Raw genomic sequence first — 12,706 nt, 5'->3', positions numbered from 1 at the left:
TCTTTCTTCTGTAGCGTTGGAGTAGTTCAGACGGAAGTGGTTTTCTTTACCGCCGTTAGGGAAGAAGGAACCGCCGGGTACGAATGCTACGTTCTGTTCCAGACATTTAGGAGCAATGTCTTTTGCGTTTACGCCTTCAGGCAGAACAACCCATGTGAACAGACCACCTTCGGGATGTGTCCATTTGCAGGATTTAGGGAAGCATTCTTCCATTGTTTTCAGCATCAGGTCTCTTCTTACATGATATACTTTTCTGATTTTGTCAACGTGTTCATCCAGATCGTTTTTGTCCAGGAATCTGTCAGCAACCAGCTGGTCCAGAGAGGAGATCTGCAGGTCAGCACCCTGTTTAACGAAGTTGTATTTAGCCAGAACCTGTTCGTTAGCGCAAACCCAACCAATACGCAGACCAGGAGCCAGGATTTTGGAGAATGTACCCAGGAAGATTACCAGGTCTTTTGTATCCATGGATTTCAGGGAAGGCAGGTATTCGCCTTCGAAACGCAGTTCGCCGTAAGGGTTATCTTCGATAACGGGGATTTCGTATTTGTTTACGATTTCCATGAAGTGTTCTCTTCTCTTCAGAGACCATGTTTTACCGGAGGGGTTCTGGAAGTCGGGGATAACGTAGATCATTTTTACGTTGTCTGTTGTTGCCAGGATTTTTTCCAGTTCTTCGGGGATCATGCCGTAGTCATCTGTAGGAACTTCAACGAATGTGGGTTCGCAAGCTTTGAATGCGTTAACAGCACCCAGATAAGAAGGAGATTCCATCAGAACTACATCGCCGGGGTTCAGGAATACACGAGCGGAGAAGTCCAGACCCTGCTGGGAACCGGATGTCAGCAGAACGTGTGCTGCATCTGTTTTGATGTTCAGCTTGTCTTCCATTCTTTTTACGATTTTTTCTCTCAGTGTTACCAGACCTTCTGTAGGCATGTACTGCAGAGCTCTCTGACCCATTTCGTCCATAACTTCTACACAAGCTTCTTTTACTGCTTCACAAGGGAACAGTTCGGGAGCGGGCATACCGCCAGCGAAAGAGATAACTTCGGGTCTAGCTGTCAGAGCCATCAGTTCTCTGATTTCGGAACCTTTCAGCAGGCTCATTCTGTTAGAAAATTTATATTCCATTTTTTCTTCCTCCTTAAATATATAGAGTTTTAAGTGTCAGACAACAAGGGCTGCATGCCATTCTCCTTGTGAAAATGCGCAAATTCACCCTTTCTACTATTATTTAATCACAAATAATAAACAAAGTCAATCTGTTTTCACAATGCAGAAATTCAAAACTAACCAAAAACATAATTCAAAAACTGCATATTTTGAACAAAACTGACCGAAACCACAGCACCCGAACAGGATCTGCACTTTTCTGTTCCGCATATTGTATTTTTTCAGATACAATATGCCCAAAAACCGCTCGCCTGCAAAGCATTATTTTTGATTCCTTTTAGCAGAATTTTAACAATCTTTCCGCAAATGCATGTCGCATTTTACAGAAATGAATCTAAATGAAATTTTACAAAAAAACCGAAAAATAGTGTGTGATTTTCATCATCTTTTCGTAACATTTTCACACAGAGTATGCTATAATGAGAAATATGGATTTTTGTGTCCATCCGGGCATGGAAACGTCCTAAAAGCAGACAATCAAGACAGACAGGGTGTGAAACATGGAAACATTCAAAGGCATTTTCGACAGTCTGGGGATCACGGAATTTGCAAGGCCGTCCCTGGGCATTACGGATATCCTGGATATCCTCCTCGTTGCATATATCATTTATAAACTGATCTTCTGGATCAAGGAGACCCGTGCCTGGGTGCTGTTCAAGGGCATTCTGGTAATTTTTGCTCTGGCAGCGGTGGCCACACTGTTAAACCTGAACACCATCCTCTTTATCCTTTCCAATACCATCTCCGTAGGTATCATCGCCGTGATCGTTGTATTCCAGCCGGAACTGCGAAAGGCACTGGAACAGCTGGGCAAAGGGAAATTCATCAACTACTTCGTCCGCAATAACGAAGAAACCGACGACAAAGCCACCCAGCGCACCGTAGATGAGATCGTAAAAGCAGCTGTAAAAATGGGTTCTGTGAAAACAGGCGCCCTGATCCTGATCGAACAGGAAGTCCCTCTGGGCGACCTGGAACGTACCGGCATCCCCATCGACGCCATCGTTTCCAGCCAGCTGCTCATCAATATTTTCGAACACAATACGCCCCTCCACGACGGGGCAGTCATCGTGCGCCATAACCGCGTGGCCGCTGCCACCTGCTTCCTGCCTCTGACCGACAGCAATGAGATCAGCATGGAACTGGGCACCAGACACAGAGCAGCCATCGGCGCCAGCGAAGTTTCCGATGCCTATGTGATCGTGGTTTCCGAAGAAACCGGCGCCATCTCTCTGGCAAGGGGCGGCGTGCTTTACCGCAACCTGACCACAGACCAGCTGAGAAGCATGATCTCTCAGCCCCAGAAAGAAGGCAGCAAAAAACCTTTTGCTACCATTTGGAAAAGGGGGTTGTGATGCATGATGAAAAAATTACAGGAACTGATTTGTAAAGACTTCGGCTGGAAATTGCTTTCCATCGCCATCGCCACGATCCTGTGGTTCATGGTCATCAACATCGACCAGCCCATCGGTACCAGAGACTACAGCCGTCCCCTTTCCGTCCGCAACATTGAAGTGCTGACAGACAGAGGGCTGACCGTAGGCAATCTGGAAGAACTGAAAAATACAAAAATCGTTGTAAAGGTGAAAGCCCAGCGAACCGCACTGGACAGACTGAGCCAGAACCCTGAATGGATCACCGCCTCTGTGGATCTGAGCGAACTTTCCTATGCAGTCAACGGGGATGTCATCGCGCTGCCCGTAACTGTTTCCGTACAGGGTGGCAACACCTACGGCATCAGCAGCAAGTCTCCCGCTGTAGTAGAGGTTTCCGTAGAAACCATGGCCTCCAAGGAACTGCCTGTTGAGGTGGATCTGAACGGCGACCTGGAAGACGGCACCTACCTCTCCGAACCTCTGCTCAGTACAGAAACGGTACTGGTAGTAGGCCCCTCTTCTCTGGTAAACAACGTCACCTCCGTCCGCGCGGCAGTAGCAGCGGAAGATATCGAGCAATCCCCCGATATCATGGCTCCCCTGACCTGCTATAATGCTGCAGGCATGATCGTAAAAGGCGTTTTCACCGATCCCGAAGAGATCATGGTGTCCTATGCACTCCATGATATGAAACAGGTTCCCCTGCAGGTAGAGATCACCGGCACCCCCGCCCCCGGTTATCAGGTGGGCAATATCTACTGCCGCCCTCAGTATGCGGCACTGCTCGGCTCTCCCGAAGCACTGGAACGCATCGCTTCCTTGCAGCTGGACAGCATCAATGTGTCCGGTATGACCACTTCCACTTCCCGCACCTTCCATCTGGCAGATTACCTGCCCGAAGGAATCACTCTGATGAAGGATGCCAACGAAACAGCGGAAGTGACCGTAGAAATTTTCGAACAGTCTCAGAAACAACTGACACTCTCCTCCTCCGATCTGAAGATCATGGGACAGGAGAACGGCAAAGAATATATCCTTCACGGCGACGCCCACATCACCCTTTCCGGTGACGGCCCCGCGCTGGAGTCCATACAGGCCGACGATCTGCAGGGCAGCATCAATGTCAACGGCCTTTCCGCAGGCGACCACAAGGTCATGATCCACGCGTCCCTGCCCGACGGGTTCCTCATGAACCCTTCCTATATCACCGTAACAGTGAAAGAAACAGAAGCATCTGAATAAATTTTGGAGGAATCGATTATGGCAAGATTATTTGGTACAGACGGCGTAAGAGGCGTTGCCAACACAGAACTGACAGGCGATCTGGCTTTCCGACTGGGCAGAGCCGGTGCATACGTGCTGACAAAAGAAAAGAAACACGCTCCCCGCATCCTGGTGGCAATGGATACCCGTATCAGCGGCGACATGCTGGAAAGCGCACTGGTGGCAGGCATCTGCTCCGTAGGTGCCCATGCAGTAGTGGCAGGCGTGATCCCCACTCCCGCCGTGGCTTATCTGGTAAGAAAATACAGACTGGATGCCGGCGTTATGATCTCCGCATCCCACAACCCCGTGGAATATAACGGCATCAAATTTTTCGACGAACAGGGCTACAAACTCAGCGATGAACTGGAAGACGAAATCGAAAACATCCTGATGAGCTGTCCCGAGATCCTTCCCAGCCCCACAGGCATCGGCCTTGGCACAAAGGGCTATGCGGAAGAAGCGCTGGATGACTATCTGGCATTCCTGACAAAAACAACAACAGAAAAATTCGGCGGCATCAAGGTGGCACTGGACTGTGCCAACGGTGCGGCATACAAAGCCGCTCCCCTGGCTATGCTGGATCTGGGGGCACAGCTTTGCATCATCCACAACGAACCTGACGGCACAAACATCAACGATAAATGCGGCTCCACCCACATGGAAGATCTGAAAAAAATGGTAGTGGAAAACGGCGCAGATATCGGCTTTGCCTTTGACGGCGACGCTGACCGCTGTCTGGCAGTGGATGAAAACGGCGAACTGATCGACGGTGACAAAATTCTGGCCATCTGCGGTCTGGATATGAAACAGAGAGGCGAACTGAAAAAAGACACGATCGTCGGCACAGTCATGTCCAATCTGGGTCTGATCATGATGGGCAGAGAAAACGGCGTAGAGATCCTGCAGACAGCCGTAGGCGACAGATACGTTCTGGAACGCATGCTGGCAGACGGCTACAACATCGGCGGCGAACAGAGCGGCCATGTGATCTTCCTGGACTATAACTCCACCGGCGACGGCGTGCTGACAGCCATCCAGCTGCTTTCTGTGCTGAAACGCAGCGGCAAAAAAGCCTCCGAACTGGCTTCCATCATGCAGGTGATGCCTCAGGTTCTGGTAAATGCCCGCGTAAACAATGCAAAGAAAAACAACTATATGGATGATGCGGTGGTACGCAAAGCCATCGAAGATCTGGAAACAGAATTTTCTCAGGACGGCCGTGTGCTGATCCGCACTTCCGGCACAGAACCTCTGGTGCGCGTCATGATCGAAGGCAAGGATATCGAAAAAATGGATAAAGCCGCAAAAAAACTGGCTTCTCTGATTGAAGAAAGACTGAAATGATCGCAGGGTGCTCTGCACCCTCATGTCTCCGTAGCTCAGCAGGATAGAGCATCCGCCTCCTAAGCGGAAGGCCATGGGTTCGAATCCCGTCGGGGACAATCCGCCTCCCGGAATTTTTCCGGGAGGTTTTTTGCTGCCCGAAAAAGGGCTTTCAACAGCCACAACTTTCCTTCTTTTGGAAAAATTGCCCTCATACTCTGAAAAATACAAATTATTTTCTATGTCGGAATCCTGCGTTTTCTGTTGTATTGAGGCATTTTTTCGTTTAAAATAAAAACAGCGGAGTTTTTCTCCGCTTATATGTTTTTAAAAATACCCTTTTATGATATATGACAGGAGGAACAACATGGGCGGTTTTTTTGGCGTAACAAGTAATAACGACTGCGTTCTGGATATTTTCTTTGGCGTAGACTACCACTCCCATCTGGGTACAAAAAAAGGTGGTATGGCTCTGCACAGCAAGGAAAAAGGCTTCCAGCGCGAGATCCACAACATTGAAAACACTCCCTTCCGTACAAAGTTCGAAAACGACCTGATCGAATTTGAAGGTTGCATTTCCGGTATCGGCTGCATTTCCGACAACGACCCTCAGCCTCTGCTGGTTCGTTCTCACCTGGGCACTTACGCCATCACAACCATCGGTGCCATCAACAACGCAGAAGATCTGCTGCAGGCAGAATTTGCCAAAGGCCATCAGTTCATGAGCCGTTCCACAGGCATGATAAACGAAACAGAACTGGTTGCCAGCCTGATCAACCAGAAAGAAACACTGGTGGAAGGCATCAAGCATGCCCAGAACGTCATCAAAGGCTCTGTAACACTGCTGATCCTGACAGAAGATGACGCGATCATTGCTGCCAGAGATAATCTGGGCAGACTGCCCGTACTGGTAGGTAAGGACGAAGAAGGCTATGCTGTTTCCTTCGAATCCTTCGCATACCATAAACTGGGCTACGAAAACGAATATGAACTGGGCCCCGGCGAAATCGTTAAAATCACACCTGAAGGTTACGAAACACTGAAACCCGCAGGCGAAGATATGAAGATCTGTGCTTTCCTGTGGAGCTATTATGGCTATCCCAACTCCAACTACGAAGGCATCAACGTAGAAGTAATGCGTTACAAAAACGGTGCCATCATGGCTCGTGACGAAGCTCTGAACGGCACACTGCCCGATGTAGACTATGTAGCAGGGATCCCCGATTCCGGCGTGCCCCATGCCATGGGTTATGCCCACGAATGCGGCATCGAATATGCTCGTCCCTTCGTAAAATATACACCCACATGGCCTCGTTCCTTCACACCTGCAAACCAGAAGATCAGAAACCGTGTAGCAAAAATGAAACAGATCCCCGTACCCGAACTGATCGCAGGCAAAAAACTGCTGTTCGTAGATGACTCCATCGTTCGCGGCACACAGCTGGGCGAAACAGTAGACTTCCTTTACAGTGCCCATGCAAAAGAAGTACATATGCGTTCCGCATGCCCTCCCATCATGTATGGCTGTAAATTCCTGAATTTCACTTCCAAAGGCAAGGAAGACGATCTGCTGGCACGCCGTATCGTACATGAACTGGAAGGACTGCAGGGCGATCTGCACCTGGATGAATATGTAGATGCTTCCACAGAAAGAGGTCAGTGCATGCTGAAACGCATCTGCGAAAAAATGGGCTTTGCTTCTCTGGGCTATCAGTCTCTGGACGGCCTTCTGGAAGCCATCGGCCTGCCCCGCGAAAAGGTTTGCACTTACTGCTGGAACGGTAAGGAATAATGCATTCCGAAAAATGGCACAACAACCATTTTCCTGAATAAAAAAAAAAATAAAACCATCCCTACGGGATGGTTTTTCTTTGATAAGAGGTAACACCAATGTTTGATATGATCATTTCTTTTGAAAGTTTTCTGTTCCTGATGGTCGCCAGTTTTCTGGCAGGCTTTCTGGACTCCATCGCCGGCGGCGGTGGGCTCATCTCCCTGCCGGCTTATATGCTGAGCGGTCTGCCCATGCACATGGTCTATGCCTGCAATAAATTTGCGGCGGCCTGCGGTACCACCATTGCCACCCTTCGCTACTACCGCAACAAGATGGTAGATATCCCCGTGGGGCTGACAGCGGCGGCGGGTGCCTTTCTCTGTTCCGCCATTGCAGCGAAGATCGTTCTGATTTTAAATGAGCATACCCTGAAAACCATGATGCTGGTCATCCTGCCCGTGGTGGCCGCAGTCACACTGATGAACAAAAACATGGGCAGCGAAAACCAGTCTCATCAGTTCAGTCAGCGTAAAAAATACTCCCTCGCCTTCCTCATCGGAGGGCTCATCGGGTTTTACGACGGGCTCTTCGGCCCCGGCACAGGAACCTTTGCCCTCATCGGCTTCTGTCTAATTTTGAAATACGACATGCGTACCGCAACGGGCAACGCAAAGTTCCTGAATCTGGCCAGCAATTACGCCTCTCTGGTGGTATTCATTCTGGCAGGCACCGTGTATTGGGCGGTTGCCATTCCTGCGGCGGCCTGCAATATCATCGGCAACTATCTGGGCGCAGGGGTCGCCATCAAAAAAGGTGCGGCTGTCATCCGAAAAATGCTGATGGTCGTGATCGTATTGCTGTTCTTTAAGGTTTTGAGCGAGTTCTTTCTGTAAAGAAAAAGACATCGGAAATGTCCGATGTCTTTTTTATTTATCTGATTTCTTTCTTATTCAGAACAGAAAGGTAAAAACCGGTACAGCAGCCCAGAACGGCTGCCCGGCAAGTGAAGAATTCCCACTGTCCATCCGTCCATTCCGCAACGCCCGCTTCCAGATAGCCGTTCACCAGTGCACAGCTTTCCTCAGGGGTACGTTCGGGAAAGAGGTGGATAAATTCCTTCAGGTTGCCATCGAATACGATTTTTTCGGGCAGTTCCTCGCCGATGAGGAGATTGCTTCTCAGCTGGTCGGCAGAGAAAATCACTTCATCGAAGCCTTTTGCCAGCCAATCCGCCTTGCCTTCTGTATTGCTCAGACAAACCAATTTTACTTTTTCAAACATAACAACCCTCCTTGAGGGCGTTGCCCTCAAACTCCCAGCAGGGAGATAATCCCCCTGCACCCCTAATTGAAACAGCATGTACATGCTGTTTCGTATCGGGTCGAGGGGGTGACCCCCTCGCAGGGGTGTTGGGGACAGCGTCCCCAAGGTCTTATTTCGACGCCTTTACCTTGATCCACAGCTCAGCGATGGTTTTCTTGATGACGGGATTGTCCTGGAATACTTCGTCCTTTTCATAGCCGTCACGGGGAACATACGCCTCATAGGCACCATACATCCCTTCTTCGGGATCACTCAGTTCCAGCATAACTTCTTCGTTGGGAGATGTATAACCAACGTATTCAGAGTTCGCCAGAGCCGCTTCATAAGTCAGCGTATAATTGATAAACTCATGAGCCAGCAGAGGATTCTGCGCATTTTTCGGGATGACCATGGCATCATACCACAGGTTCGTGCCTTCATTAGGCATCCAGAAACTCATATCTTCGTTTTCAGACTGGATATAGGTTGCGTCACCGCTGTAAACCACGGCAATATCCTTGTTGCCATTCATCATACCGTCGATAACCTCATCCGTTACATAGGTAGGATTCATCTTATCGTTCATATCCAGCAGCCATTCATAGGCATCGTAGATTTCATCGGGATCATCCGTATTCATGGAATAGCCCAGCGCCTTCAGCGCCATCATAAAGGAGTCGCGTTCGGAATCGTAAATATAAATTCTGTCCTTATATTCTTCATTCCGCAGGATATCATAGCCCTGTTCTTCCACATCTTTCGGATCCACCGTATTATGGTTATAGATGATACCCACACTGCCCCAGAAATAAGGCACGGAATAGGTATTATCGGGGTCATAGGGCAGGTTTGTCACTTCGGGAGTCAGGTTATCCAGATTGGGAATCAGGCTCAGATCCAGCTCCTGCAGACTGCCTTCGTTCATCATTCTCTGGATCATATAGTCAGAAGGAATGACAACGTCATAGGAATCCCCCGCCTGCATCTTCGTATACATCATTTCATTGGAATCGAAATATTCCACGATGACATCTACGCCAAATTCTTCTTCGAAATTGGGGATCAGGTCTTCACTCATATATTCCCCTGTGATATACAGTTTCAGCTTATCGGAACCATATTTTGCAATGGCATCCTCAGGAGATGCACCGCCGCCGCGAAGGGTAGACCAGCCGAAACCGCCGATGGCAATGATCACAGCCAGACCGATGACGATGGATGCTTTGCCCACAGGCTGACCTGCTTTCCCCTGTTTTTCACGGATGACAGGCAGCACATTCACAACGATCAGTGCGATGGTAATGAGAACGATCACCAGTGTGGACAGGGCGTTGATGGACGGATTGACACGTTTCGACATGGTGTAAACCAGAATGGAAATATTCTGTACGCCATTGCCTGTCACGAAGTAAGAAATAATGAAGTCATCGAAGGACATGGTAAATGCGATCAGGGCGCCGGAAACGATACCGGGCATGATCTGAGGCACGATGACCTTCGTCAATGCCTGAAAAGGTGTTGCACCCAAGTCCATGGCCGCATCCGCCAGATTGGGATCCAGGCTGCGCAGCTTGGGCATAACAGACAGGATCACATAGGGGATACAGAACATGATATGAGCCAGCAGCAGGGTCAGGAAGCCCTTTTTAATGCCGATGGCACTGAAGAACATCAACAGCCCGATGGCTGTTACGATTTCCGGGTTCATAATGGGCAGGTTATTCACCTGTTCCACCAGATTGCGGAGCACCTTTTTGGATTTGGACATACCGATGGCCGCCAGTGTACCTGCCACCGTGGAAATGATGGTTGCCAGCAATGCGATGATGACCGTATAAACCACTGCTTCCATCATGGTGCTGTCCGCGAACATTTTTTCATACCATCTCAGAGAGAAACCGCCGAAATGGGTCAGAGAGCGGGAATCATTGAAGGAGAACACGATGATATACAAGATGGGCAGGTAAAAGAATACCGCTGTTGCCCCCAGCAGGATCTTTCCTGCAAGATTGCCTTTGTTTTTCATACCATCACGCCCCCTTTCCGTTGGCCGCAGGGTCAGTGTCTACCTTGCGGGTCAGCCACATGGAGATCATAATGATAACCGCCATGATGAGGGAAATTGCCGCACCGAAGTTCCAGTCGCCGCTGGTCAGGAACTGGGTTTCGATAACGTTACCAACCAGTACATACTGGCCGCCGCCCAGAAGTTTCGGGATAAAGAAGCTGGATACCGCAGGCAGGAACACCAGCGTGATGCCGCTCAGTACCCCGGGCAGAGACAAGGGCAGTGTTACCTTCAGAAAGCTCTGTACAGGATTTGCCCCCAGATCGTTGGCAGCCTCGATGAGGCTTCTGTCCATCTTCGCCAGAGAAGAATGGATCTGCAGGATCATAAAGGGAATGAAGTTATAAACCATCCCCAGTACCACGGCGAAGGTGGTGTGGATCATATGGAAAGGCCCGATGCCAACAAGACCGAGAATGCTGTTCAGAAGGCCGTCATCCTGCAGGATGCCCACCCATGCGTAGGTACGCACCAGCATATTGATCCATGTGGGCAGTGTGATGAGCATGACCCAGAAAAAGCCGCTCTTTTCATTCCCCTTTGCAATGGCATAGGCAATGGGGTAGCCCAGAAGCACACAGATGACCGTTGTCGCAATGGCAATGATCATGGAACGTTTCAATACATCAATAAAAACTTTATCCGTCAGGAAACGGGAAAAGTTATCCAGCGTAAAACGGAAGGTCGTTACTTCGTTGCCCGCCGTTGTAAAAGCATATAATAAGATCATAAACATGGGGACAACGACCATAACCAACAGCCAGCCCACATAGGGATAGATCATATTGCGAAATTGTTTCATTCGCGGTTGCCCCCTTTCTTAGTAGTTGTTTTTAGACATGATATGGATATCTTCCGGCTGGAACATCAGACCAACCATATCATCCACTTCGTATTTATCGGTAGTATCTACTTTATATTCGTAACCCTTTGTAGCGAAAGTAACATCATAAACCCCGGGCGTGATGGTTTCGGGGTCGAAATCATATTTTACTTCTGTAATTTCTACAGCTGTGCCGTCTTCCAGACTCCATGCAGAGGCGTTGGCCCATGTTTTCAGGTCGGTATCCAGGGCGATGGCTTCCTGAATTTCGTCTACCTTTTTAAAGAAATTCATGGCGTAAATTTCTTCTTCATTTTCCTCACTGGTCACACGGTTTTCATCCTTTACGATCATGTTGATGGTGATGGATGTGCCTGCGGCAGTGGAGAAGGTAACGGGATATTTGCCGTTTTCCTTTTTGATTTCATAATCCACTTCTTTGATGGAGATCCATTCATCCTCATCGGGGTTCCATGCCTGGGCATCGGCACGGGCGATGATAGTCGCTTCGTCCAGTTCTTCCACGTCATCCATATCCAGATAGAAGTCATTGGCAGACATTTTTTCATTTGCCGCTTCATTATAAACGGGTCTGTCGTTGGAAACGGCCATTTTTACGGTGATTTCCGTGCCGACCTTTGTTTCCACCATGGTTTCGTAATGTACGCCTTTGAACAGAACGGATTTTACCACGCCTTTCAGTTTCCCTTCGCCGCGGGGCACGATATCCAGGTCTTCGGGACGGATGACAACATCCACGACCTCATTTTTGCCAAAGCCGTAGTCTACGCAGTCAAAGCGTCTGCCTTCGAATACAACTTTGTAATCATCTACCATCATACCTTCAATGATGTTGGATTCACCGATGAAGTTGGCAACAAATTCGTTGACGGGTTCGTTGTAAATATCTGTAGGAGAACCGATCTGCTGGATTTCCCCTTCGTTCATAACAACGATCTTATCGGACATAGTCAGGGCTTCTTCCTGATCGTGGGTTACATAAATAAATGTGATGCCGACTTCCTGCTGGATCTTTTTCAGTTCGTGCTGCATTTCTTTTCTCAGCTTTAAGTCCAGTGCACCCAGAGGTTCGTCCAGAAGGAGGACACTAGGTTCGTTTACCAGCGCGCGGGCAATGGCGATACGCTGCTGCTGACCACCGGACATGGCTGTGACGCTTCTGTCTGCATATTCTTCCAGATTCACCAGTTTCAGCATACGTTTTACCTTCTGCTCAATAATATCCTTGGGTTCTTTTTTCAGCTTCAGACCGAAAGCGATGTTATCGTATACATTCATATGAGGGAACAGAGCGTATTTCTGGAATACGGTGTTGACCTCTCTTTTATAAGGGGGCATATTGGAAATTTCCTGCCCGTCGAAGATGACCTGACCCTGATCGGCATTCAGGAAACCGCCAAGGATTCTCAGCAGAGTTGTCTTACCACAGCCGGAAGGCCCCAGCAGAGTCACGAATTCATTTTCATAAATATCCAGATTGATGCCCTTCAGAACGACTTTGCCGTCTTCGTAGCTTTTCACGATGTTTTTGAACTGAATGAGTTTTTTCTTCATTTCATGTCCTCCTGTATAGATGT

General features: G+C 48.8%; 9 protein-coding genes, 1 tRNA gene and 1 pseudogene. 6 read left to right on the top strand and 5 right to left on the bottom strand.

Annotation, left to right across the window (positions count from 1 at the left end):
- The coding region (locus ACJMLT_RS05855; protein ID WP_405727984.1) for an aminotransferase-like domain-containing protein at positions 1-1,134 on the bottom strand (1,134 nt) is incomplete at its 3' end.
- 542 nt (positions 1,135-1,676) lie between these two features.
- Here ACJMLT_RS05855 and cdaA point away from each other — a divergent pair.
- The 6 genes from cdaA to ACJMLT_RS05825 all read left to right on the top strand — a co-directional run bounded on the left by cdaA (position 1,677) and on the right by ACJMLT_RS05825 (position 7,808).
- Positions 1,677-2,531: a diadenylate cyclase CdaA gene (gene cdaA / locus ACJMLT_RS05850; RefSeq protein WP_405727981.1), complete on the top strand. Its 855-nt coding sequence runs from the start codon at positions 1,677-1,679 to the stop codon at positions 2,529-2,531.
- A 3-nt stretch (positions 2,532-2,534) separates the two neighbouring features.
- Positions 2,535-3,794, top strand: a complete 1,260-nt coding sequence (locus ACJMLT_RS05845; RefSeq protein WP_405727978.1) for a CdaR family protein — start codon at positions 2,535-2,537, stop codon at positions 3,792-3,794.
- 18 nt (positions 3,795-3,812) lie between these two features.
- A complete protein-coding gene (gene glmM / locus ACJMLT_RS05840; protein ID WP_405727975.1) occupies positions 3,813-5,162 on the top strand; it encodes a phosphoglucosamine mutase in 1,350 nt (449 codons plus the stop codon).
- Between the two features lie 24 nt (positions 5,163-5,186).
- Positions 5,187-5,260 (top strand) — tRNA-Arg (locus tag ACJMLT_RS05835).
- Between the two features lie 248 nt (positions 5,261-5,508).
- The gene (locus ACJMLT_RS05830; RefSeq protein ID WP_405727972.1) at positions 5,509-6,933 is read left to right on the top strand and encodes an amidophosphoribosyltransferase; all 1,425 of its coding nucleotides are present in this window, start codon (positions 5,509-5,511) and stop codon (positions 6,931-6,933) included.
- 98 nt (positions 6,934-7,031) lie between these two features.
- Entirely contained in the window at positions 7,032-7,808 is a 777-nt protein-coding gene (locus ACJMLT_RS05825; protein WP_405727969.1) for a sulfite exporter TauE/SafE family protein, read from the top strand.
- A 37-nt stretch (positions 7,809-7,845) separates the two neighbouring features.
- Here the strand turns inward: ACJMLT_RS05825 and ACJMLT_RS05820 are convergent, their stop codons facing one another.
- The 4 genes and pseudogenes from ACJMLT_RS05820 to ACJMLT_RS05805 form a co-directional block, all read right to left on the bottom strand.
- A complete protein-coding gene (locus ACJMLT_RS05820; protein WP_405727966.1) occupies positions 7,846-8,196 on the bottom strand; it encodes a hypothetical protein in 351 nt (116 codons plus the stop codon).
- 151 nt (positions 8,197-8,347) lie between these two features.
- Entirely contained in the window at positions 8,348-10,243 is a 1,896-nt protein-coding gene (locus tag ACJMLT_RS05815) for an extracellular solute-binding protein (protein ID WP_405727963.1), read from the bottom strand.
- Between the two features lie 4 nt (positions 10,244-10,247).
- Complete coding sequence (locus tag ACJMLT_RS05810; RefSeq protein ID WP_405727960.1) at positions 10,248-11,087, bottom strand: ABC transporter permease; 840 nt, start codon at positions 11,085-11,087, stop codon at positions 10,248-10,250.
- Positions 11,088-11,669: 582 nt separating this feature from the next.
- Positions 11,670-12,683: pseudogene (locus tag ACJMLT_RS05805) on the bottom strand (ABC transporter ATP-binding protein); the annotation flags it as partial.
- Between the last annotated feature and the right edge of the window lie 23 nt (positions 12,684-12,706).

The sequence above is a fragment of the Anaerotignum sp. genome (assembly GCF_045122575.1).
Lineage (GTDB): Bacteria > Bacillota > Clostridia > Lachnospirales > Anaerotignaceae > Anaerotignum_A.
Note: the sequence above shows the minus strand (reverse complement) of the source record. Positions and strands in the feature narration are given on the sequence as shown.